This window comes from Vibrio kasasachensis (assembly GCF_050337565.1).
GTDB lineage: Bacteria > Pseudomonadota > Gammaproteobacteria > Enterobacterales > Vibrionaceae > Vibrio > Vibrio kasasachensis.
In genome coordinates, this window is sequence record NZ_JAKJTB010000025.1 from 20,792 (window position 1) to 44,319 (window position 23,528).

General features: G+C 44.0%; 19 protein-coding genes. 11 read left to right on the top strand and 8 right to left on the bottom strand.

Translation table 11 applies throughout. The features are described from left to right. The first annotated feature begins 358 nt into the window (after positions 1-358). Positions 359-1,330 (top strand): DUF2860 domain-containing protein, encoded by a 972-nt coding sequence (locus L4C38_RS18705; RefSeq protein WP_428799069.1) that lies wholly within the window; start codon positions 359-361, stop codon positions 1,328-1,330. 45 nt (positions 1,331-1,375) lie between these two features. Here the strand turns inward: L4C38_RS18705 and L4C38_RS18710 are convergent, their stop codons facing one another. Further along, the gene (locus tag L4C38_RS18710) at positions 1,376-2,899 is read right to left on the bottom strand and encodes a YifB family Mg chelatase-like AAA ATPase (protein WP_428799070.1); all 1,524 of its coding nucleotides are present in this window, start codon (positions 2,897-2,899) and stop codon (positions 1,376-1,378) included. A gap of 489 nt (positions 2,900-3,388) precedes the next feature. On the opposite strand from L4C38_RS18710, the gene ilvG reads away from it, so the two are divergent. The 6 genes from ilvG (at position 3,389) to acuI (ending at position 10,904) form a co-directional block, all read left to right on the top strand. Beyond that, positions 3,389-5,035 carry an acetolactate synthase 2 catalytic subunit gene (gene ilvG, locus L4C38_RS18715; protein WP_428799071.1) on the top strand — a complete coding sequence of 549 codons (1,647 nt, stop codon included), beginning with the start codon at positions 3,389-3,391 and terminating at the stop codon, positions 5,033-5,035. 1 nt (position 5,036) lies between these two features. After that, complete coding sequence (ilvM, locus tag L4C38_RS18720; RefSeq protein ID WP_428799072.1) at positions 5,037-5,321, top strand: acetolactate synthase 2 small subunit; 285 nt, start codon at positions 5,037-5,039, stop codon at positions 5,319-5,321. A 12-nt stretch (positions 5,322-5,333) separates the two neighbouring features. Then, entirely contained in the window at positions 5,334-6,278 is a 945-nt protein-coding gene (locus L4C38_RS18725) for a branched-chain amino acid transaminase (protein WP_428799073.1), read from the top strand. Between the two features lie 14 nt (positions 6,279-6,292). After that, the gene (gene ilvD / locus L4C38_RS18730) at positions 6,293-8,134 is read left to right on the top strand and encodes a dihydroxy-acid dehydratase (RefSeq protein WP_428799074.1); all 1,842 of its coding nucleotides are present in this window, start codon (positions 6,293-6,295) and stop codon (positions 8,132-8,134) included. Positions 8,135-8,136: 2 nt separating this feature from the next. After that, the gene (gene ilvA / locus L4C38_RS18735) at positions 8,137-9,714 is read left to right on the top strand and encodes a threonine ammonia-lyase, biosynthetic (RefSeq protein WP_428799075.1); all 1,578 of its coding nucleotides are present in this window, start codon (positions 8,137-8,139) and stop codon (positions 9,712-9,714) included. Positions 9,715-9,923: 209 nt separating this feature from the next. Further along, positions 9,924-10,904, top strand: coding sequence for an acrylyl-CoA reductase (NADPH) (gene acuI / locus L4C38_RS18740; protein ID WP_428799076.1), 981 nt, complete (start codon positions 9,924-9,926; stop codon positions 10,902-10,904). Between the two features lie 84 nt (positions 10,905-10,988). Here acuI and L4C38_RS18745 read toward each other — a convergent pair whose 3' ends face one another. Continuing rightward, complete coding sequence (locus tag L4C38_RS18745) at positions 10,989-11,930, bottom strand: LysR family transcriptional regulator (RefSeq protein ID WP_428799077.1); 942 nt, start codon at positions 11,928-11,930, stop codon at positions 10,989-10,991. Between the two features lie 555 nt (positions 11,931-12,485). On the opposite strand from L4C38_RS18745, the gene tusA reads away from it, so the two are divergent. Beyond that, positions 12,486-12,734 carry a sulfurtransferase TusA gene (tusA, locus tag L4C38_RS18750; RefSeq protein WP_428799078.1) on the top strand — a complete coding sequence of 83 codons (249 nt, stop codon included), beginning with the start codon at positions 12,486-12,488 and terminating at the stop codon, positions 12,732-12,734. Positions 12,735-12,810: 76 nt separating this feature from the next. On the opposite strand, the gene L4C38_RS18755 is transcribed toward tusA, so the two are convergent. The 3 genes from L4C38_RS18755 to L4C38_RS18765 all read right to left on the bottom strand — a co-directional run bounded on the left by L4C38_RS18755 (position 12,811) and on the right by L4C38_RS18765 (position 15,838). After that, on the bottom strand, positions 12,811-13,071 hold the full coding sequence (locus L4C38_RS18755; RefSeq protein ID WP_428799079.1) for a hypothetical protein: 261 nt from the start codon (positions 13,069-13,071) through the stop codon (positions 12,811-12,813). Between the two features lie 223 nt (positions 13,072-13,294). Further along, complete coding sequence (locus L4C38_RS18760; protein WP_428799080.1) at positions 13,295-14,968, bottom strand: ABC transporter substrate-binding protein; 1,674 nt, start codon at positions 14,966-14,968, stop codon at positions 13,295-13,297. A gap of 315 nt (positions 14,969-15,283) precedes the next feature. Further along, positions 15,284-15,838: a TMEM165/GDT1 family protein gene (locus L4C38_RS18765; protein WP_428799081.1), complete on the bottom strand. Its 555-nt coding sequence runs from the start codon at positions 15,836-15,838 to the stop codon at positions 15,284-15,286. Between the two features lie 433 nt (positions 15,839-16,271). On the opposite strand from L4C38_RS18765, the gene glyQ reads away from it, so the two are divergent. After that, positions 16,272-17,195, top strand: a complete 924-nt coding sequence (gene glyQ, locus L4C38_RS18770; protein ID WP_428799082.1) for a glycine--tRNA ligase subunit alpha — start codon at positions 16,272-16,274, stop codon at positions 17,193-17,195. Positions 17,196-17,197: 2 nt separating this feature from the next. Next, positions 17,198-19,264: a glycine--tRNA ligase subunit beta gene (gene glyS, locus L4C38_RS18775; protein ID WP_428799083.1), complete on the top strand. Its 2,067-nt coding sequence runs from the start codon at positions 17,198-17,200 to the stop codon at positions 19,262-19,264. 58 nt (positions 19,265-19,322) lie between these two features. On the opposite strand, the gene L4C38_RS18780 is transcribed toward glyS, so the two are convergent. Next, positions 19,323-19,682 (bottom strand): hypothetical protein, encoded by a 360-nt coding sequence (locus L4C38_RS18780; protein WP_428799084.1) that lies wholly within the window; start codon positions 19,680-19,682, stop codon positions 19,323-19,325. Between the two features lie 321 nt (positions 19,683-20,003). Here L4C38_RS18780 and L4C38_RS18785 point away from each other — a divergent pair, with 321 nt between their 5' ends. Next, positions 20,004-21,251, top strand: coding sequence for a valine--pyruvate transaminase (locus L4C38_RS18785; RefSeq protein WP_428799085.1), 1,248 nt, complete (start codon positions 20,004-20,006; stop codon positions 21,249-21,251). Positions 21,252-21,329: 78 nt separating this feature from the next. On the opposite strand, the gene L4C38_RS18790 is transcribed toward L4C38_RS18785, so the two are convergent. Further along, the gene (locus L4C38_RS18790) at positions 21,330-22,619 is read right to left on the bottom strand and encodes a carbohydrate-binding protein (RefSeq protein ID WP_428799086.1); all 1,290 of its coding nucleotides are present in this window, start codon (positions 22,617-22,619) and stop codon (positions 21,330-21,332) included. A 352-nt stretch (positions 22,620-22,971) separates the two neighbouring features. Continuing rightward, the gene (locus tag L4C38_RS18795) at positions 22,972-23,406 is read right to left on the bottom strand and encodes an Hsp20 family protein (RefSeq protein WP_428799087.1); all 435 of its coding nucleotides are present in this window, start codon (positions 23,404-23,406) and stop codon (positions 22,972-22,974) included. Positions 23,407-23,528 lie beyond the last annotated feature (122 nt).

The following is a 23,528-nucleotide window of genomic DNA, read 5'->3' on the forward strand; positions in this document are numbered from 1 at the left end:
TTCCCGTGCTTTCATCCCCACAATCAACATCATTTCTTGCCCATCAGATCACACCAACAAAGATTACCTACAACTCTCAACTCTTGTTTGCACTATAAATTATCCATCACTTTTATTTCATTAAGAACTCTGGAACCAAAAAATACAATAAAACAAACGATTAGCATCTAAGTAGTGAGATTGATAAATATCTTAGATACGTCAATAAAAAATAATAGATACGCCAATATGAGAAATAAGGTTAAAATTCGCGCCTAATAAAAAATGATATGCAATTAAACCTACCCGTTGCTCGAGAAGTCGAGTGAATCGGTCAGATTAGTTAAGATCTGCCCAATTTGATGAGAATCTTGGAAAAATGAACGTAAAATACTCTCTAATTACACTAGCTCTAATTAGTGGCTCTGCATCAGCTCAGCTTGCTGAAACAGCTGGATTCGCTGGTGAAGTATCACTAAGTACTGGTTTTTACTCTACCGAGTCAAACCTAAACACAGATGACAGCAACAAAGATCTTAATGTAACTGATTCAGGCGCTCCAAATGATGCTGTTAATGGTGGTCTACTACTACCTCTAGGAAACATCTCTTACACTTTCGGCAGCGATCTAAACCAACAGTTCTACGCGGGTACGTCTCGTGAAGATATAGCAACCGGTACACTAGCATTTGAAATGGGCTACAAGTACCAACTTGCGTCTGGCATGATCATCGATGCGTCTATTCTACCAACTATCATGTCTGGTGAAGTATGGGCTAACCCATACCAAGCAACAAACCGTCAAACCACTGATGAAGATGGCAACGCATACCGCCTAAAACTTGAGAACATTGCGGGTTCTAAATTCTCTGTAGACATGGCGTATGCAACTAAAGACGTTGAAAACGATGTTTTGGGTGCAAGTGAAGAATCACTTCGCCGCGATGCAAATGCGTTCTACTTCAGAACTGATTACAAGTACATGGTTGATCAAACCACCATGCTTAAACCTCGCCTATCTTTCATCAGCTCTAATGCAGATGGCGACGCAAACTCATTCACAGGCTATGGCGTTGAACTAAGCTACTTCAAGTTCTTAAACCGTCATCAGTTTGCTTTAACTGCTGGCTTCAACACTCGTGATTACGATGCGGGCAACGTAGCATTTGGCAATACAACTCGTGAAGATGACGAAATGAGCCTATTCGCAGCATACGAATACGCAAACTTCATGGATTGGCAAGATTGGTCATTAATATCATTTGCTGGTTTCGGTAGCAGCGATTCAAACATCGATTTCTACGACAAAAACGAATACATGATGTCTGTAGGTATGAGCTACCAGTTCTAACCTCTGCTGAAACAAGACAAGAACCCACCCTTCACGGTGGGTTTTTTATACCGCTTGCGCATGCAGATGTTTGAGCAAACGATCCATAGCACGGTAACCTAATGCTTCAGCTAAATGAGTGCGCTGGATACGCTCCTCTCCTGCTAAATCAGCAATAGTGCGAGCTACTTTGATGATGCGATGATACGCACGAATCGATAAACCGAGCCGATGCAGAGCTTGCTCTAAAAATTGCGCATCACTTTTTTCAAGTGGGCAGTCCCGCTCAATCTCTCTACTCCCAAGCAATGCATTGGCTTTGCCGCCACGCGCTAGCATTAATTCTCTTGCCACTTTCACTCTACGTTTGACCAGTAGTGTTTCTTCTCCTCTGTCACCACCTTCGGCAAGGGTGCCTTTAGGCAGTGCTGGGATCTCGAGCGACATATCAAAGCGGTCCAAAAAAGGACCTGATAATCGACTTAAATACCGCAATGCAGCATGAGAATTAGCATGATATTTTTCCGTATCATAATGCCCGCTCGGGCTAGGATTTAGTGCTCCAATTAGCTGAAATCGAGCAGGAAAACGGGTTTTACCTTGGGCGCGAGAAATTATTATTTCGCCCGATTCTAGCGGCTCTCGCAATGCATCTAATACTTTTCGTTCAAACTCCGGCATTTCATCTAAAAACAGTAACCCATTATGCGCTAGAGATATCTCCCCCGGTTTAGGTACAGAGCCACCGCCAACTAACGCAGCCATTGAACTGGAGTGATGAGGCGAACGAAATGGACGTCGTTTCCAATTAAATTGATTTATCTCTTGCTGAGTCAACGATGCCACAGAAGCTGATTCCATCGCTTCGTCATCCGACATTTGTGGCAACAAATCACTTAAACGGGAAGCCAGCATGGTTTTTCCTGTACCCGGAGGACCGATAAATAACAGATTATGGTGTCCTGCGGCCGCTATTTCTAACGCACGCTTGCCCTGCTGTTGACCAATGATATCTTGCAGGTCCCTTTCGAGCAGATCGTTCGTTTGTACCGAATCTGTTTGATGTAAACTCAAACTTTTTTGCCCGCAGAGATCAGCGCAAACCTCGAGTAAGCTATGCGCCGATTTATGTATCTGTTTACCAACCAATGCGGCTTGATCACCATTAATATGCGGTACGACTAAACCCCGCCCTTGGCTTTGCACAACAAGTGCCGCAGGTAATACCCCTTTAACACCTCGCAATTCTCCCGATAACGCCAGTTCACCAAGAAATTCACGCTGACTAAATGCGCTAAGAGGGATTTGTTCAGAAGCCGCCAAAATACCTAATGCGATTGGTAAATCAAATCGGCCCCCCTCCTTAGGCAAATCTGCAGGGGCAAGATTAACGGTGATCCGCTTCGCTGGAAATTCAAAGCGAGAATTTATGATCGCACTACGTACTCGATCACGAGATTCCTTGACGGTTGTTTCCGGTAATCCCACCAAAGCAAACCCCGGCATACCATTGCTAATATGCACTTCAACTGTCACCAAAGGAGCTTCTACTCCCACTGATGCACGACTATAAACCACCGCTAACCCCATACGTCTCCTTATACGCTCCATCTATCCAAGCGCTTATTTTTATAGCACTATTGTTATATAGCGTGGTTAGTTGCTGAGATAATGTGAAAAAAGAATGAGTTTTTGCTTGTCAATTAACGGAAATATGTGATACCACTAGTAATAGAAAAGTCGACGTACCCATTGCGCGAACACAACGGTTAAGAATTAATAATGAACTTGAACGCCCGCTTACATTCACTGATTTCCCTGATTATCGTGGTCATTATCGGATCGCGCGGGGTCTAGTGGGCGAAAGATAGCCAAGAATTAGACAAACCCCCGCACTGAAAGGTTCGGGGGTTTTTTTTAACCAATTTGAATGTTTTTTAGGCAAGACACGGCAAGAAATTTAAAATAACAATCGCTCACCTTGAAGGATAACAAGCGAGCGATATCAGGAAGAATGGGAGCGCACATGAAGTGCAAACAACACAAGGAATGCTACGCAAGTAGCGAAGGAGGCGGACAATGACAGGTGCAGAATTAGTCGTTGCCGCGTTGCAGCAACAAGGGATCAAAACCATCTTTGGCTACCCTGGCGGTGCCATTATGCCAATCTATGACGCACTTTATGACGGCAATGTTGAACACATCCTTTGCCGTCATGAACAAGGAGCAGCGATGGCTGCAATTGGTATGGCTCGAGCTTCACAAGAAGTCGCCGTTTGTATGGCGACATCTGGTCCGGGGGCAACCAACCTAGTAACAGGGCTTGCCGATGCGTTTATGGATTCTATTCCACTTGTCGCCATTACAGGTCAGGTAGCTAGCTCGCACATTGGTACCGATGCCTTCCAAGAGATGGACGTAATCGGTATGTCTCTATCTTGTACCAAACACAGCTACTTAGTGACCGATATCAATGACCTCGCACCGACGTTGGCAGAAGCTTTCGAAGTGGCGAAAACCGGTCGTCCTGGGCCTGTTCTTGTTGATATCGCCAAAGATGTTCAGCTTGCACAAACACCAATCACACAACTCACACCATTTGTACCACCAGCAATGCCCATTGCCAGTAAAGAGGCAATAGCTAAGGCTCAGGCACTACTATCTGAAAGTTCACGCCCTGTTCTGTATGTAGGTGGCGGCGTTCAACTAGGTCATGCTACCGAATCGGTTCGAAAGTTTTTACGTTTAAACCCAATGCCAACCGTTAGCACACTAAAAGGGCTTGGAACTATTGAACGCCACGACCCTCACTACTTGGGGATGCTGGGGATGCACGGTACAAAAGCAGCCAATCTAGTAGTTCAAGAAAGTGATTTGTTGATTGCCGTCGGCGCGCGTTTTGATGATCGCGTTACGGGAAAATTAGACACCTTCGCGCCGAATGCTAAAGTCATTCATATTGATATCGATGCAGCAGAAATCCACAAATTACGCATCGCTCACGCGCCATTACGTGGTGAAATTCCAACCATTCTTTCTCAGCTTGAGCTGACTCATGACATCACCCCATGGGTGAAACACAGTGAAAGTTTACGCAGTGGATTTAAATGGCGTTACGACCATCCTGGAGAGCTTATCTATGCTCCAGCCTTGCTTAAGCAACTATCCGATTTAATGCCTGACAGCTCTATCATTTCGACTGACGTTGGTCAGCACCAAATGTGGGCAGCGCAACATATTCAACCGAGAGAGCCGCAAAACTTCATCACATCAGCAGGTTTAGGCACCATGGGGTTTGGCTTACCAGCCGCAATGGGTGCTGCCGTTTCGCGCCCTGACGACCAATCTATTCTAATCACTGGTGACGGTTCATTCATGATGAATGTACAAGAGTTAGGTACGCTGAAGCGTCGCCAAATCCCAGTGAAAATCGTGTTACTGAATAACCAACGTTTGGGAATGGTTCGCCAATGGCAATCATTATTCTTTGATGGTCGCCACAGTGAAACCATCCTTGATGACAACCCAGATTTTATCACCTTAGCTAAAGCATTTGATATTCCAGGTAAAACCATCACAACCAAACAAGAAGTTGAGCCCGCTCTAAAAGAGATGCTAGCAAGTAAAACATCTTATCTGCTTCATGTGTTAATTGATGAAGAACAGAACGTATGGCCACTCGTTCCACCGGGTGCGTCTAATAGTGAAATGCTGGAGAACACCTAAGATGGAAAGATATTTACTCGACATTAAGGCTGACGATAAACCGGTTTTGCTAGAGCGTGTTCTGCGTGTTATTCGTCACCGTGGTTTTATCATCAAACAAGTAGCAGCAACGCAAAACCATGAGAGCCACGTCGCTAGCGTTGAAATCATTGTAGATAGTGATCGCCCTATCTCATTTATTACTAATCAAATTGAAAAACTCTGGGATGTTCGTACTGTTGATGTCACACAAATCGCTCGTGATGAACTACCTAATAATAACTTACAACAAAGAATCTGTGCATAAGGAAGGCAACTAATGGCAACAAACACAGCAGACTACATTTGGTTCAACGGTGAGATACTTCCTTGGGCAGAGGCGAACGTTCACGTACTCACCCATGCAATGCACTACGGCACTTCAGTGTTTGAAGGCGTACGCTGCTATAACACCCCAAAAGGACCGATTATCTTTCGTCATCGCGAACACGCACAACGTCTAAAAAATTCCGCAAAAATCTACCGCTTCCCAATTCCATATTCGGTAGAACAAATCATGGAAGCGACTCGCGAAACACTACGCCAGAACAAACTCGACAGTGCCTACATTCGCCCACTCGCATTTGTTGGCAATGTAGGTTTAGGCGTTTGCCCACCAACAGACACTGAATTAGATCTCATCATCGCCGCTTTCCCTTGGGGATCTTACCTTGGTGAAGAGGCACTCGAAAATGGCGTCGCGGCTATGATTTCAAGTTGGAATCGCGCGGCACCAAACACCATACCAACCGCAGCAAAAGCTGGGGGCAACTACCTTTCTTCACTCCTTGTTGGTGGTGAAGCTCGTCGTCACGGTTATGCCGAAGGAATCGCTCTCAGTGTTGATGGTTACCTATCCGAGGGGGCTGGTGAAAACATCTTCGTCATCAAAGATGGCATTATTGCAACACCACCATCAACCAGCGCTATTTTACCAGGCATCACACGTGATTCGATCATGACCCTCGCTCGCGAAATGGGCTATGAAGTTCATGAAAGCAATATTGCCCGTGAAGCACTTTATCTTGCAGACGAAATCTTTATGACAGGTACAGCAGCAGAAGTTGTACCTGTCAGCTCTGTTGACCAAATTGAAGTCGGTTCAGGTAAACGCGGACCAATCACTAAACAAATTCAAGATGCATACTTTGGGCTGTTCAATGGTACCACCGAAGATAAATGGGGATGGCTTGATTACGTCTACCCACAAGATGCAGCCAAGTAGTAGAGGAAAAGGATATGCCTAAATACCGATCAGCCACCACCACCCACGGACGAAATATGGCTGGAGCACGCGCGTTATGGCGTGCCACTGGGGTAAAAGAAGAAGATTTTGGTAAACCAATTATTGCTGTAGTTAACTCTTTCACTCAGTTTGTACCTGGACACGTGCACCTAAAAGACATGGGTCAACTGGTTGCTGGCGAAATTGAAAAAGCAGGTGGCATCGCCAAAGAATTCAACACCATCGCCGTTGATGATGGTATTGCCATGGGTCATGGCGGAATGCTCTACTCGTTGCCATCTCGTGAGTTAATTGCCGATTCCGTGGAATACATGGTGAATGCACACTGTGCCGATGCGATGGTGTGTATCTCTAACTGTGACAAAATCACACCGGGGATGATGATGGCGGCAATGCGCCTCAATATTCCAGTGATTTTTGTCTCTGGTGGTCCAATGGAAGCAGGTAAAACCAAGCTTTCAGACCAAATCATCAAACTCGATTTGGTCGATGCGATGATCCAAGGTGCCGACCCAACCATATCAGATGAGCAAAGTGAGCAAGTCGAGCGTTCCGCTTGCCCAACTTGTGGTTCATGCTCTGGTATGTTTACTGCTAACTCAATGAACTGCTTGACCGAAGCGCTCGGTTTATCTCAACCGGGTAACGGCTCAATGCTAGCAACGCATGCTGACCGAGAGCAATTATTCATTAATGCTGGTAAGCGCATTGTTGACCTTACACGTCGTTATTATGAACAAGATGATGACTCAGCTCTTCCTCGCAATATTGCTGACCGAGCTGCGTTTGAGAACGCCATGGCACTGGATATAGCTATGGGCGGTTCAAGTAATACTGTGCTTCACTTGTTGGCATCGGCACAAGAAGGTGAGATTGATTTTGACATGGATGATATCGATCAGATGTCTCGCCGTGTTCCACATCTATGTAAAGTCGCCCCTTCTACCCCGAAATATCACATGGAAGATGTTCACCGCGCTGGTGGAGTGATGGCAATTTTGGGCGAGCTTGATCGCGCTGGTTTACTCAACAACCAAACTCGAACCGTACTTGGTTTAAGCATGCAAGAACAGCTCGCTCAGTACGACATTATGCAAACTGAAGACGAAGCCATACTGAAATTTTTCCGCGCGGGTCCCGCGGGCATTCGCACCACCAAAGCCTTTTCACAAGATTGCCGCTGGGATCGTCTTGATGATGATCGCGTTGATGGCTGTATCCGCACCAAAGAAAATGCCTTTAGCCAAGAAGGTGGCCTTGCTGTGCTTTCTGGCAATATCGCGCTCGACGGTTGTATTGTCAAAACGGCGGGTGTCGATGAAGATAGTCTGATATTCCAAGGACCAGCGGTTGTGTTTGAAAGCCAAGATACAGCGGTAGAAGGTATTTTGGGTGGACAAGTCAAAGCCGGTGATGTTGTCGTGATCCGCTATGAAGGACCAAAGGGCGGTCCGGGGATGCAAGAAATGCTCTACCCGACCACTTACCTCAAATCGATGGGTCTTGGTAAATCTTGTGCACTACTTACCGATGGGCGCTTCTCTGGCGGCACATCCGGTCTTTCGATTGGCCACGCATCACCAGAAGCAGCGAGTGGCGGGGCTATTGGTTTGGTTAATAATGGCGACATCATTGCGATTGATATCCCTAGCCGTAGCATCACTTTGCAAGTCCCAGAGCAAGAACTCGCTCAGCGCCGAGCAAAACAAGATGCCCTCGGCTGGAAACCCATTGATCGCCAACGCGAAGTCTCTTTGGCACTAAAAGCCTATGCCATCATGGCAACCAGCGCCGATAAAGGAGCTGTTCGCGATAAGAGCAAGCTAGAGGGATAAACATGACGGAATCCTTCCCTAGGCACGATCGAAAACCCACTGGCGCAGATTATCTGCGTCAGGTTCTGCGCGCGCCCGTTTATGAAGTTGCTATAGTCAGCCCACTGCAAGCTATGCCTAGGTTGTCGGCACGTATTGGCAACCAAGTTCAGCTTAAGCGTGAAGATCGCCAGCCAGTACATTCGTTTAAACTGCGTGGCGCTTACAACATGGTTTCAAGTTTAAGCGACGGACAAAAGGCTGCTGGGGTAATTGCAGCATCGGCAGGTAATCATGCCCAAGGTATGGCACTTTCTGGCACTAAGCTTGGCATTAAAACCACCATCGTAATGCCTAAAACCACGCCCGACATAAAAGTTGAAGCAGTACGAGGTTTTGGCGGTAATGTAATACTGCATGGCAACAACTTTGATGAAGCCAAAACAGAAGCTGAGCGCCTTTCCGCTGAGTACGGTTATACTTTTGTTCCGCCATTTGATCACCCTTTGGTGATCGCAGGGCAAGGAACCATCGGCATGGAAATGCTGCAGCAAAATGGTCACTTAGATTATATCTTCGTCCCTGTTGGCGGAGGTGGTCTTGCGGCTGGCGTAGCTGTATTGGTCAAACAGTTAATGCCTGAAATCAAAATCATCGCGGTAGAGCCGGAAGACTCGGCCTGTTTAAAAGCAGCCCTTGATGCGGGTGAGCCTGTCGTATTAGATCAAATCAGTATGTTTGCCGATGGTGTTGCGGTAAAACGCATTGGTGAAGAAACCTTCCGCTTATGTGAAAAATACATTGATGGTCACGTTACGGTTTCAAGCGATGAAATCTGCGCCGCGGTTAAAGATATCTTTGAAGACACGCGCGCTATCGCGGAACCATCAGGTGCATTAGCACTAGCGGGGTTGAAAAAATTCGCGGATAAACAACAATTGCGGGGCAAACAATTAGGCACTGTTTTGTCTGGCGCGAACACTAACTTTCACGGGCTTCGCTATGTTTCTGAGCGCTGTGAGCTTGGTGAGAAGCGCGAAGGATTACTCGCGGTTACCATTCCAGAGCACCAAGGTGCCTTCTTAGATTTTTGTCACTTAATCGGAGGTCGAGCGGTTACTGAATTCAACTACCGCTACAATGATGACTCATTGGCAAATATTTTTGTTGGTGTCCGTCTAAATGGTGGACAAGAAGAGCTAGAGCACATCATTCAAGATTTGCATACTGGCGGCTACCCAGTTGTTGATCTATCCGATGATGAAATGGCGAAGCTACACGTCCGCTATATGATCGGAGGTAAACCTTCCAAACCTCTTACCGAACGTTTATATAGCTTTGAGTTTCCAGAGTACCCCGGTGCCTTACTGAAGTTCTTAAGCACTTTAGGCACTCATTGGAATATTAGCTTATTTAACTACCGTAACCACGGTGCTGACTATGGACGTGTACTATGTGGTTTTGAGCTCAATGACAGCGACTTAACTCGCTTCTCTGCACATTTACAAGAACTCGGTTATCAATGCAAAGATGAAACTGATAACCCGTCCTATCAATTCTTCTTAGCTTCATCAAGCGCAAAGCAAGCAGTATGTGATTAGCACTCTACTTAACCATTTACTCAGTAATAGCAATAAAGCCAGTCTCGAGACTGGCTTTATTCTATGATTAATACATTGATTTTTAGCTATAAATGCAATTTACGCATAGATTAAATGCTAAAGTTTCATTTTTGTCATAACGCTAACGCGACTACACTATATTGGTAAATTTGGCACAGTTCATTTGCTGCACTCATGCGGAGATCCCTATGTTTAATGCTCTAATCCTAAATCAAGAAGAAAAACGTACTATCGCTTCAGTTGAACAGATCGACGAAGCACAACTACCTGAAGGCAATGTTCTGATTGAGGTTGATTACTCATCATTGAACTACAAAGATGGCCTAGCGATTACAGGCAAAGGCAAAATTATTCGTAACTTCCCAATGGTACCGGGTATCGACCTAGCTGGTACGGTGGTAAGTTCAGAAGATGACCGCTACAAAACAGGCGACCACGTCGTACTAACTGGCTGGGGCGTAGGCGAAAACCACTGGGGTGGCATGGCACAACGTGCACGTCTAAATGCAGATTGGCTTGTACCACTAGCCAAAGGGCTAGATAGCAAGAAAGCAATGATGATCGGCACTGCAGGCTTTACCGCAATGCTTTGTGTGCAGGCATTGCTTGATGCAGGTGTTAAACCAGAAGCCGGTGAAGTCCTTGTTACTGGTGCAAGTGGTGGTGTAGGTTCAGTTGCGGTGACTCTACTGGCTCAACTGGGATATAAAGTGGCGGCAGTAACAGGTCGTGTTGAACAAAATGGTCCTCTGCTAACCAAATTAGGGGCAAGTCGCATTATCGATCGTGTTGAGTTTGAAGAACCAGCTCGCCCACTTGAAAAGCAAATTTGGGCCGGTGCGGTTGATACTGTTGGTAGCAAAGTACTCGCGAAAGTATTGGCACAGATGGATTACAACAGCGCAGTCGCTGCTTGTGGTCTTGCTGGTGGTTTTGACCTACCAACAACAGTAATGCCATTCATTCTACGTAACGTTCGTCTACAAGGTGTTGACTCTGTTAATTGCCCAATTGAAAAACGTATCGCAGCTTGGGAAAAACTGGTTGAACTACTACCTGAAAGCTACTTCGAACAAGCATGTACTGAAGTCGATCTAGCTGATGCTCCAAAATACGCAGAAGACATCACTAACGGCCAAGTAACGGGTCGAGTTGTCATTAAGCTATAACGCTTAGCTGAAATGATGAAGAGCCAGCATAGCTGGCTCTTTTTGTTCCGCATATATCTGCAACTTCTAGTAGGACGCAGATAATTAATCTAAACCCATATCTTCAATCCGCTTAGCAATCAAGCGGCTGCACTCTTCTCGTACAATACCTCTTAACCATTCTTGAGCGGGTGAGTGCTCACAGCGTGGGTGCCAAATCAACGAATAATCAAACGGGGTAAATTGGAAAGGTAATGGCTTAACCACTAAGTCATACCGTTCAGAAACAAGGTAGGCTAAATCAGCAGGCACAGTAATAATCAATGGCATGGTATCAACAATCGCTAATGCAGCTTCCAGATGATAGGCACGTAGCACCATTCTTCGCGCAGGTAGATCAATCAGAGCTTGTTCAATTAACGCTTTAACACCATCACTGACGGCTATCATGGCATGCGGATAACCTAAATAGTCTTCGAGACTCATCTCTTTATCTGCTAAGGGGTGATGTTTAGACAATAAACAAAATACCCCTACCCGCCCAATAACCTCACTACGTAAAGGCTCAACAGCGCCAATTGGACGACAAATTGCCAGATCAGCCCCTTCATAGGTGAGCTGATCAGCTAGACGATCGTGATGTAAAGGTAAGAAGTTGAGCGAAACCAATGGTGCTTCTTGATAAATTCTTGGCAAAGCAAACGGCAAAATAGTCTGCATCGCATAATCAGTCGTAGCAATGGTAAATGTTTGTTGGCAAATTTGCGGATCAAACTCAGCCGGAGCGAGTAACTGACGCAAGGATTCCAATGGCACACCAAGTTGCGCATCAATCTCCAACGCTTTTTCTGTTGGGATTAACTGCTGCCCCTGACGAGTGAACAGTGGGTCATTTAACAAGCTTCTCAAGCGTCCTAGTACTCGGCTCATTGCTGACTGGCTCAAATTTAAACGTGTTGCAGCCTTACTAACGCTACTCTCTTCAATTAGTACGCGCAAAGCGACCAACAAATTTAAATCTCGGCGGTAAATGTCTTCTAATTCCACTGACTGCTTCCAAACAATGATGATTGCCTAAGTGTACTACAGCCAAGTCAATCAACACTGTATGCCATATCAAATGCACTCAAAGTCTTGAACATTGACACATTTTTCAAGCCACTTGGATTTATGTTCTAACTCATCATTTGTATTTATTTGATTTCTTTCATGGCATTTTTAGACAAATTGGACAAAAAAATCCCGCCTTTCGGCGGGGAAGCCCAAGAAAACTGGGGATAGTGTCGGAATGTGTGGTGTGGAAGTGCACTCATCATATGCATAAGCTAGTTTGTGCTCTCTCAAGAATTTTGCCACTGGCGCATCTCAACTCAAATCCCTACAATTGAAGCCAAGTTGCTTAACCATGGTATTTACTTCTTGGTTAGCTGAGCTGCAGTAAAAAGAGCACTCAACAAAACCTTCTCTTATTTAAGTTTGAAATGGCTTTGTTACCAAGTTGTTAATTAAATTAAAACAAAATGATCGTTTTGCCAAGTGATTATTGAATATTTTTTATCTACTAGTATTATCAACCGCCCCAAAGGCAATGAAGTGATGACCATGACATTCAATCAAGAACAGGCTACGTATACCTTAGAAGCCGAAGGACTACGCTGCCCAGAACCAGTAATGATGGTCAGGAAGACAATTCGTAACATGCAAAATGGCGACGTACTGCTAGTGAAAGCAGATGACCCATCAACAACTCGAGATATCCCGAGTTTTTGTCGCTTCATGGATCACCAACTGATCAGCGCTCAAACAGAAACGCTGCCGTATCAGTACTTAATCAAGAAAGGGTTAAGCTAAGGTCTGCGGCAACACGATAAGCTCCCCGCACAAACCATATAATGAAAAACGGCTGCCTCTTAAGGCAGCCGTTTTGCTATTCGTTATATTCAATCGTTCTAATTTCCGATTGCAACTTATGGATTTGCTTTTGCATCGCCCTCATTTCTTCGTGCATTGGAATGATATGAGCAACTCGAATCCAAGCTTCGACCGATAAACCAGCCAAAATAATTGCACCTGCCACCATCGGCAGCCACATATCGGTAAGCATCATACCTAGCAGGGTTAACACTAATCCAAAGGTGAATAGATAACTTTGATTTTTTGGGGTCATCCCCATGTATCGTGTCAGCATACTCTTGCCCTCCACCAATAATGGTTAAGGTTAAAGTAACATGACAAAGATGACACTAATATGTCACGGGTCACGCAATCCACCCGTTTTTCTCCGAGGGTTTGAAATCTACTCACTCCCACCATAACTCAAAACAATCTACGTTCAATCAAACCAGCTTGACTCTTACGCACATAAAAAAGGCTCTAATCACAGGATTAGAGCCTTTTTTGTTAAGGTAAAACTAGCTACGTGGTTTTAGATCTAGCACGTGTAGTAGGCGCTCTGGCGTACCTTCCCAAATCATTGGGCGACCTTTTGGATTTTCTTCCGTCCACCAGCCGGTAAAGCGCTTGGTGTTATATTGATAGAAGTTAGGGCCTGATAATACCGGTACCGTTACTTGGTTTTCCGCGATCAACTTTTGAATACTATGCGCGATTTTAAGTTGCTTTTGGCGATCAGCAGTTTTGTAGAAACTATCAAGCAATATATCTAGCTCTGCATTCTTCCAGTGATGCATCGCAAAGCGTGGCATCCCTTCTGACTCTTGTAAGCGTGAATGGTAACCACTATCCCAGTATTTATGCGGTGTTGGACCGTGGAAGTAGTTGGTGTACGCGATGTCATAATTAGCCTCAATCATCCTATCGTTGTAAATAGAAAAATCCGGTGTACGCGCTTTTACTTTAATCCCAATTTCATTTAGCTGCTCAACCGCAAGCATGACGGTGTTATTGAAGTCAGTCCAACCCTGTGGTGATTGAATAGAAAGCTCAAACTCAGCACCAGATGGCGATTCAATGAAACCATCGCCATTAATATCTTTATAGCCCGCTTCAGCAAGTAATGCTTTGGCTTTCTCTGGGGAATAAGTCATGAATGGCTTGTGCTTATTATGCACCGCTTCATCAGACCAAGTTTCAAATGCGTAGCCCAAACCAGAGGCAAAGTCATTCAATACAGCGTTACCGTAGTTCGCGATATCAATCAATGTTTGGCGATCAAGAGCCATAGAAAAAGCGCGACGAAAATCAATATCCGTCAGCACTTCATGCTTCACTTTGTCTTTTGATTCATAGTTAAACACAAAAGCTTGCGTACCTGCTGGCGGGAACCAGTAGCCATGATCGGGTGATACATTAAGGTAAGTTTGGTCAATATCCGGAACAAACGAGCCGCCCCAATCAATGCGAGAGTTAATCAACTCACCCAGCACTTGGTCGTTATGGTTCATTTGCGGAATACGTAGACAATCAACATCTAGACTCGCGTTATCCCAGTAATGTGGGTTACGACATTGCAAAAATAATGTAGTCGTGAATCGTGGAATATCGGTAAATGGTCCGGTACCAACAGGGTTCGGGTTCATAAATACTGCTGGATCCCCAACTGAATTCCATTGGTGCTCTGGTACAACTGGGACTTGTACAATTTCATAACTGATATTGGTGTTTACTTCCACCAAATGGAAGCGAACTTGGTAAGGACCCAGCTTCTCTACCGACTTAACTTTGCTGTTAATACCGCGATCATCAATGCTTGTGTTAGCTTTAACTAAGTTGAAGGTAAACACCACATCATCTGCATCGAACGTTTCACCATCTGACCATTTCACGCCTTCACGTAAATCAAACGTGATACTGAGCAGATCTTTACTCAATTCATAATTAGTAGCAAGACGGAACTCAGGCACATTGCCCTTTAGCTCATTAAAAACAACTAACGGTTCAAAAATAAAATCACGTGCCGTATGCAGACGCGATACTGCATAAGGGTTAAAGTTACGAATAAGAGAAGGATTATGGTTGGGAATGATGGTTAATTTCGACATATCATCCAGATCTGCAGCGACTACAGAGTGGGCAGATAGAGTCAGTGCAGAAGCAATCACCGCAGAGAGTACAGTTGTTTTCATGATATTACCTTATCAATGGACATGCACACAAAGTAACCAGTTCACCCCACCGCATCAATACGCACAAAATTCATTACAAAACAATAAGTTGCACCATTGTTAACATCTAATCAGTATTTGATAGGTGAACAACGTATTTTTAGCTCTTTGCTGCGCACATTCTCGATATAGATCGAAAATAAAGCACCTAAATGTCGGATAATTACACCAATTACTAATCTTTCATATCATGAGATAAGTAAACAAAAATGCGAGCAAATTAAAACTCTCTCATTGCTCGCTCTAAGATATACAGTTAACCACTAAGCCGCGGTATCAAATAAAAGCCGCCACCAACGCCAAACCAACAAATAGCACAGCGCTTATCTTACGTATAAAAGCCAAAGGTAATTTGTCTGCTGACATTTTTCCCATCAACACAACGGGCACATTGGCAACCATCATTCCCAACGTTGTTCCCACTATCACCATCATCAAAGCATCCGCATACTGTGCGCCGAGAATAGACGTGGCAATTTGAGTTTTATCGCCAATCTCAGCGATGAAAAATGCCATAAAACTGGTCAAAAAAGCACTGCGACCAGAATACTCTTCTTGCGCATCAAGCTTATCCGGTATCAAAACCCAACCAGCCATTAGTAAAAAGCTTATCGCGATCACCCACTGTAAAATATCAGGAGAAAGGTAGTCAGCAATCACAACACCTAACCAAGCGGCTAAGGCATGATTAACTAACGTGGCGAATAAAATTGCTAAAATAATAGGAATTGGTTTCCGGTAACGACTGGCTAATACCAACGACAAAAGCTGGGTTTTATCGCCGATCTCTGCGATCGCAACTGTAGTTAAAGATAGAACTAAAACGCTCACAACATGCTCATATAGGGCGGGGATTATTATTTTATAACCATAGACAAACCTCATGCCCCACCCGGTTCATGATGATTTGTCTAAGGTCTTGCTAAGCTCACCTAAGTTGGTAAGCCTTGAACGCCATGGTGATTTTGCACCAATTATGTTGACGAACAAACTCACTCACTAGGCTGTGAATAAGTAAGCTACTCCCCAAAGACGGCGCAATTCTAATCAGAGCGATGTCTATCTGCAACCTCTCACTTGTAAGCAAAAATCACTCATTTAATTCAATTTACCCAGATTAAAGATAAATATGCGCGTAATTAGGCAAACTTAGCCATGATGGCTATGAAATAAGCAAGATTGCCTCTACTCCCATCTACAATATCTGGGTATACTTGATTGTTATATTTTTTTAATCATTCAGAAGAATCGCGCGAACCTGACTATGCAAAAATACGATATCAAAACCTTCCAGGGAATGATCCTCGCGCTGCAGGATTATTGGGCTCAAAATGGTTGTACGATTGTTCAACCGCTAGATATGGAAGTAGGTGCTGGCACCTCTCACCCAATGACATGTCTACGCGCACTTGGCCCAGAGCCAATGGCGACAGCTTATGTTCAACCTTCACGTCGTCCGACCGATGGTCGCTACGGTGAGAATCCGAACCGTCTGCAGCACTACTATCAATTCCAAGTAGCTCTTAAACCTTCTCCAGATAATATTCAGGAGTTGTACCTAGGCTCACTTGAAGTTCTTGGTATCGATCCACTTGTTCACGATATTCGTTTCGTAGAAGACAACTGGGAAAACCCAACTCTTGGCGCTTGGGGCTTAGGTTGGGAAGTTTGGCTAAACGGCATGGAAGTAACTCAGTTTACTTACTTCCAGCAAGTCGGTGGGCTTGAGTGCAAACCTGTAACAGGTGAAATCACTTACGGTATCGAACGTCTAGCAATGTACATTCAAGAAGTTGATTCAGTTTACGACTTGATATGGAACGTTGCACCAGATGGTTCAAATGTCACATACGGCGATATCTTCCATCAAAATGAAGTGGAACAATCAACGTACAACTTTGAACATGCAGACGTCGATTTCCTATTCAGTTTCTTCGAACAGTGTGAGAAAGAGTGTAAGCAGCTACTAGAACTTGAAAAGCCGCTACCACTACCAGCATACGAGCGCATCTTGAAAGCAGGTCATGCTTTCAACCTGTTGGACGCACGTAAAGCCATCTCAGTAACTGAGCGTCAACGTTACATCCTTCGTATTCGCAACTTGACTAAAGCAGTTGCAGAAGCGTACTACGCATCACGTGAAGCTCTTGGCTTCCCTATGTGTAAAAAGAACAACGAGGAGAAGTAACAATGGCGAAGAATTTTCTAATTGAACTCGGTACCGAAGAGCTACCGCCGAAAGCACTTCGCTCTCTAGCTGAAGCATTTGCAGCCAATTTTGAAGCTGAACTTAACGCAGCTGAACTGTCACACGAAGGTGTGAAATGGTACGCAACGCCTCGTCGTCTTGCTTTGAAAGTAGCAAACCTAGCTGAAAGCCAAGCAGACAAAATCGTTGAAAAACGTGGTCCTGCGATTTCAGCGGCCTTTGATGCTGAAGGTAACGCAACTAAAGCCGCACAAGGTTGGGCTCGTGGTTGTGGTATTACCGTTGATCAGGCAGAGCGTATGGTTACCGATAAAGGTGAATGGCTACTGTTCAAACAAGCGGTAACGGGTCTTCCAGTACAACAGCTTGTGGTTGATTTTGCAGCGAAAGCTTTAGCAAACCTACCAATCCCGAAAGCAATGCGTTGGGGTAGTTCAGAAATTCAGTTTATCCGCCCAGTGAAAACACTGACGATTCTACTTGGTGACGAGTTGATCGAAGGTGAAATCCTTGGTATCAGTTCTGCCCGCACCATTCGTGGTCACCGCTTTATGGGTGAAAAAGAATTCACTATCGATTCAGCTGAGCAATACCCAGCGATCCTTGAAGAGCGCGGCAAAGTAATGGCTGATTACGATGCACGTAAAGCTATTATCCTTGCTGATTCACAAAAAGCAGCAGCGGCTGTTGGCGGTGCTGCGGATCTTGAAGATGACTTAGTAGAAGAAGTGACGTCTCTGGTCGAATGGCCTGTAGTACTAACGGCGAAGTTTGAAGAAGAGTTCCTAAAAGTGCCTTCTGAAGCCTTGGTTTACACCATGAAAGGGGACCAAAAATACTTCCCTGTTTACGATGAAAACAAGAAGCTACTACCAAACTTTATCTTCGTTTCTAACATTGAGTCAAAAGAACCTCGCCACGTTATCGAAGGCAACGAGAAAGTCGTTCGTCCTCGTCTGGCTGATGCAGAGTTCTTCTTCAACACTGACCGTAAGAGCCCATTAATCGATCGTTTACCGCAACTAGAAACGGCGATTTTCCAAAAGCAACTTGGCACAATCAAAGATAAGACTGATCGTATCACTGAACTTGCTGGTTACATCGCTGAGCAAATCAATGCTGACGTTGATAAATCTAAACGTGCGGCTCTGCTTGCGAAATGTGACCTAATGACATCTATGGTATTCGAGTTTACCGATACTCAAGGTGTAATGGGCATGCACTACGCAACGCACGACGGTGAAGATGAGCAAGTTGCACTCGCGCTTTACGAGCAATACATGCCTCGCTTCGCAGGTGATGAACTACCATCTAACGGTGTGTCATCAGCGGTTGCAATGGCAGACAAGCTAGACACTATCGTAGGTATATTCGGTATTGGTCAAGCACCAAAAGGTTCTGACCCATTCGCTCTGCGTCGTGCTTCTCTAGGTGTACTGCGTATCATCGTTGAGAACGGCTACAACCTAGACCTTGTAGATCTCATTGCAAAAGCAAAAGTGCTACTTGGTGACAAGCTTACCAACGTAAATGTTGAAACTGACGTTCTTGAATTCATGCTGGGTCGTTTCCGCGCATGGTATCAAGATGCTGGCTTCAGCGTTGACATCATCCAAGCGGTACTAGCTCGTCGTCCAACTAAACCTGCTGACTTTGATCAACGTGTTAAAGCAGTTTCTCACTTCCGTGAGTTGGACGCAGCAGAAGCACTTGCAGCCGCGAATAAACGTGTAGGTAATATCCTAGCGAAATTCGATGGTGAGCTAGCGTCTGAAATCAATCTTGCACTTCTACAAGAAGATGCAGAGAAGGTATTAGCAGAAAACGTTGAAGTGATGACTGAAGCACTAGAGCCAGCGTTTGCAACAGGCAACTACCAAGATGCCCTTAACAAATTGGCTGATCTGCGTGAACCTGTCGATGCATTCTTTGACAACGTAATGGTTATGGCAGATGACGAAGCGCTTAAGACCAACCGTCTAACGCTACTGAATAACCTACGTAACCTATTCCTGCAGATCGCAGATATATCTCTACTGCAAAAGTAACAGAGTTCTAAAACAGCAAAGGGAAGCCAATGGCTTCCCTTTTTACTAGATAGATTATTTACTGATTTTTTTGTAGGCAGCGATCGTAGTCAAAATGCTCTTCTCGCCCACCTGTACCTTTAAAGCCGATTTTAATCACAAAACCATGCTCTAAATAATCAATCATAGTTTCACACGCCCACTGATTACTTGAGGATTTTATCACCGATGTCCGCCAGCGGTAGCCATTCTTAATCCATTTATAATAGGTAATGTAACCATCATCAGTGACTTCTATATCTTCAATGTCGGCAAACTGCTGTTGAACAATATCTATGTCCTGAGCAGAAGCAAAAGGTTGAATGGTGTGATAGTCATTGGATTTACAGCCAACCATCGTAAAGAGGATAGTTAAAAACAACCAGTTAATACGATTCATAAAGCCTACTGTGTTTGTAAAAGTTCCTTATATTATCAGCACTTAAATCAACGCATGTAATCATACGAATCATTTGCAAAACAAATCACAGGATCAATTACAACCAATTGTACTCTTTGCGTTTTCCCTCACTTATCCCGTTCCACCTTTAGTATTTCCTCTCCAACAAAAATCCAATAAAGCAATTTTCTTTAATTGTGAGCAAATTTGTGCTTTGCGTCTCATTGCCATTACGGTATGTTGAAACATTACTCGATTGGTCAGCCAAGCACTGACGCCATACACACGAAAGCAAACGCAATGTATTAGGTTTAACAAAACATGCAATTCTCAAAATTTGGTGAAAAATTTAATCAGTATTCCGGTATCACACAGTTGATGGACGATTTGAATGATGGGCTACGTACGCCTGGTGCCATCATGCTTGGAGGGGGAAACCCAGCCGCCATTCCTGCTATGCTCGATTACTTTCACCAAGCCAGCGAGAAAATGTTAGCCAATGGCGAATTAGTCGCAGCACTCGCTAATTACGATGGTCCACAAGGCAAAGACAGCTTTATTAAAGCACTGGCTAATTTATTAAAACAGACTTACGGCTGGGATATTAGCGAAAAGAACATCAGCCTATCTAATGGCAGCCAAAGCGGATTTTTCTACTTGTTCAACCTACTGGCAGGTAAGCAACCTGACGGATCACATAAAAAAATATTACTGCCACTCGCACCGGAATATATTGGCTACGGTGACGCTGGTATTGATGAGGATATTTTTGTTTCCTACCACCCAGAAATCAAATTACTCGATGACGGTCTATTCAAATACCATGTCGATTTTGAACAGTTAAAAATTGATGACTCGATTGCCGCTATCTGTGCTTCACGCCCTACCAACCCAACCGGAAACCTACTGACAGATGAAGAAATTCATAAGTTAGATAAACTTGCTCGCCAACATAATATTCCATTGATCATCGATAATGCGTATGGCTTACCATTCCCAAATATCGTTTTTGAAGATGTCGAACCATTTTGGAATGAAAACACTATCTTGTGTATGAGCCTATCAAAGTTAGGGCTACCGGGGGTTCGTTGTGGCATTGTTATTGCCAGTGAAGAAGCAACTGAAGCGATGACTAATATGAATGGTATCATCAGCCTAGCGCCAAGCAGCGTTGGACCAGCGTACGCCAACCATATGATTGAAAATGGTGACTTACTGGCTCTGAGCAATGATGTGATCAGACCCTTCTATAAGCAAAAAGCATTACGTGCTGTCGATCTTCTACAACAGGCAATTAGCGACCCTCGCTTTAAGATTCATAAACCAGAAGGTGCCATCTTTTTATGGTTATGGTTTGATGAGTTGCCAATTACCAGTATGGAACTATACCAGCGCTTGAAAGCACGCGGAGTCTTAATTGTACCGGGTGAATATTTCTTTATTGGTCAGGAAGATGATTGGGAGCATGCTCATCAATGCTTACGTATGAACTACGTGCAAGATGACGAGATGATGCAAAAAGGTATTGCGATTATTGCTGAAGAGATAAAAATTGCATACGCCATGTAAGTAAAAAACCACCTGCTTAGTAGGTGGTTTAGGATTTAGCGCTCATTAACGAGCGCAATTAATTTTTTAAACAAGAGCTTAATTAACTAATTTGGTGAATAACGTTGGTTGTGTATCTGGCGTCCAATCCGCTTGAGATACATGGTTGACATCAACAGTGTAACGGTCACCCATATAGCTCACGACGTCATCTTGAACATAATCCACATTCAATGTCCATACTGTCGTTGGCATACTATTTACCCAAAGAGTAGATGTCGCCGATGGAGCCCAATCAGCTTGCGCAACATGATCAATGACTGCCTTATAAGTAATATCTTGGTGTGTCACATAGTCAGCCTCTAGATAAGTTTTTCCTACTGCCCATTCAGGAGCATAGTTATCTATTGTGTCGAAAACATACCCTGCATCTTTAGCCAATTGAATAAACTTAGCTAATTTAGGTAAGTTCAGTGTTGCACCCTGACCACGTTTTCCATCTTCAAATAAAAACTCATGAGTAAGGACAATTACCTTATCAGCATGTAGTGATGTGCCACATGGAAAATTTTGTGTCTTGGAGTTAATTGGTTCAATCGTTGTCGGTGCACACGAATTTAGCGCAGCATCTACATACCCTAAAAAAATATCAGCTTCAGTTAAACTATTTGCTGGCATTGGTATACCCCAGTTCTCTGGCGCCCAATCAAGATCCCAACCATGGAGTCGATAGTTTTTATCTGCAAGTACATTCGCAATTGCAATCGCTGTTTTAACACTATTCGATGGGTTATCAATATTACATACGTAGCCTGGCTCCCAAGGCTTAAAATCATCAGAGGTAGCACACAGACCATCCCCTTTATAGTTCTTTGTAACACGCCAGCCATTGGTATAAGGCAATCGAGCCAGCTCACTACCTTTGTAATTAGGGTAAGAATTGATGTTTGGCATGTATGATTCAATCACGGCGACGTTTTGATCGAAGGTGGCGGAATCAATAGCTACATCTTGGTAAGAGTCGATTTGATGGTTGCCTGTCGCATTACAGGCAGCAGCGCTATTGTCACCATTCTCATCCACGCAATTATGAACCATATGACCATAGCTATGGTTACCAACAACATGACCAGAATCAAGAAGGTACTTCAATGATTCTAGTGCCTTATCTTCATTCTCATCCCCAATTCCGTCTAAATGCCAAGCATTCACATAGAATGTTCCTTTCACTCCCCCCGCATTTAGTACATCAATGACAGGCGCTGTCGCATTTATAGGTCCATCATCAAAAGTAAGATAAATAGTACCTTTTGGGGCTGCTAGAACTGACATGGAACTAACTAACACAACGGTAGACGCTGTCAACAAAGCCGATTTTTTTAACTTCATTCGATATCCTTATTCATTAATTTACAAAGTGTTACTTTTTGTTCTAAGTAAATTATGAAATGGTTAAAAAATGAGCGCCATTTGATGTAGGCAATTACACCGTTTGATAAGAATTAGATGCGTAGCAACTCACCTTAAATAACAACCAATAAACAACAACAAACAGCAAAAGAAGATCAAAGTAGCAGTGTTCAAAATGTCATTAATGTCTCATTTTTGAGTATTTCAATTCAACAACGAGACTATTTATACAATGAGAGTTTCAACGATTTTAGTGAGGTATTAATAAATATTAGGCTAGAGGGCGCCTCTCTATAGAAAGCACCCTCCCTTTAAGCAGATAATAAACGTATCAATTTTCTAACAACTGACTGCCATTTATTGCAATTTTACGTGGTTGCATCGCTTCTGGAATTTCTCGCTCTAAATCGATATGTAGCAAGCCATTTTCCATGCTTGCACCGATGACTTTGACATAATCCGCTAGTTGGAATTTACGCTCAAAATCGCGTTCAGCAATACCTTGGTATACATAGGCTTTGCCCTCTTCCACTTTCCGCTCACCTTTTACGATCAGCATATTTTCTTTTTGAGTTAGGTCGAGTTGGTCTTCAGCAAAGCCCGCTACCGCCATTGTTATGCGGAAATTATGCTCGTCTTTTTGTTCAATATTGTATGGAGGGTAACCGCCAGAGGTGTTTTTTGTTGATGACGCTTCCATCATATTGAATAGACGATCGAAGCCAATTGCGCTGCGGTATAAAGGAGTGAAATCTACTGTTCTCATAATGCTATCCTGTTCATAAGCAATAGTCTTAGCCGTGAGAGTATCTGTGAATCGATTAACGACTCAATCTGTATTACAGATCAACGACTAAGGGATCCTCATCCATTCCTCTGACTTGTTGT

What these genes read in the sequence shown, in the direction of transcription:
- ilvM (WP_428799072.1), top strand. Translation starts at nt 5,037, where the DNA reads ATGGAAAGATATTTACTCGACATTAAGGCTGACGATAAACCGGTTTTG.
- L4C38_RS18790 (WP_428799086.1), bottom strand. Translation starts at nt 22,619, where the DNA reads ATGAAGTTAAAAAAATCGGCTTTGTTGACAGCGTCTACCGTTGTGTTA.
- acuI (WP_428799076.1), top strand. Translation starts at nt 9,924, where the DNA reads ATGTTTAATGCTCTAATCCTAAATCAAGAAGAAAAACGTACTATCGCT.
- tusA (WP_428799078.1), top strand. Translation starts at nt 12,486, where the DNA reads ATGACATTCAATCAAGAACAGGCTACGTATACCTTAGAAGCCGAAGGA.
- L4C38_RS18755 (WP_428799079.1), bottom strand. Translation starts at nt 13,071, where the DNA reads ATGCTGACACGATACATGGGGATGACCCCAAAAAATCAAAGTTATCTA.
- ilvD (WP_428799074.1), top strand. Translation starts at nt 6,293, where the DNA reads ATGCCTAAATACCGATCAGCCACCACCACCCACGGACGAAATATGGCT.
- L4C38_RS18710 (WP_428799070.1), bottom strand. Translation starts at nt 2,899, where the DNA reads ATGGGGTTAGCGGTGGTTTATAGTCGTGCATCAGTGGGAGTAGAAGCT.
- glyS (WP_428799083.1), top strand. Translation starts at nt 17,198, where the DNA reads ATGGCGAAGAATTTTCTAATTGAACTCGGTACCGAAGAGCTACCGCCG.
- glyQ (WP_428799082.1), top strand. Translation starts at nt 16,272, where the DNA reads ATGCAAAAATACGATATCAAAACCTTCCAGGGAATGATCCTCGCGCTG.
- L4C38_RS18795 (WP_428799087.1), bottom strand. Translation starts at nt 23,406, where the DNA reads ATGAGAACAGTAGATTTCACTCCTTTATACCGCAGCGCAATTGGCTTC.
- ilvG (WP_428799071.1), top strand. Translation starts at nt 3,389, where the DNA reads ATGACAGGTGCAGAATTAGTCGTTGCCGCGTTGCAGCAACAAGGGATC.
- L4C38_RS18725 (WP_428799073.1), top strand. Translation starts at nt 5,334, where the DNA reads ATGGCAACAAACACAGCAGACTACATTTGGTTCAACGGTGAGATACTT.
- ilvA (WP_428799075.1), top strand. Translation starts at nt 8,137, where the DNA reads ATGACGGAATCCTTCCCTAGGCACGATCGAAAACCCACTGGCGCAGAT.
- L4C38_RS18780 (WP_428799084.1), bottom strand. Translation starts at nt 19,682, where the DNA reads ATGAATCGTATTAACTGGTTGTTTTTAACTATCCTCTTTACGATGGTT.
- L4C38_RS18785 (WP_428799085.1), top strand. Translation starts at nt 20,004, where the DNA reads ATGCAATTCTCAAAATTTGGTGAAAAATTTAATCAGTATTCCGGTATC.
- L4C38_RS18760 (WP_428799080.1), bottom strand. Translation starts at nt 14,968, where the DNA reads ATGAAAACAACTGTACTCTCTGCGGTGATTGCTTCTGCACTGACTCTA.
- L4C38_RS18705 (WP_428799069.1), top strand. Translation starts at nt 359, where the DNA reads ATGAACGTAAAATACTCTCTAATTACACTAGCTCTAATTAGTGGCTCT.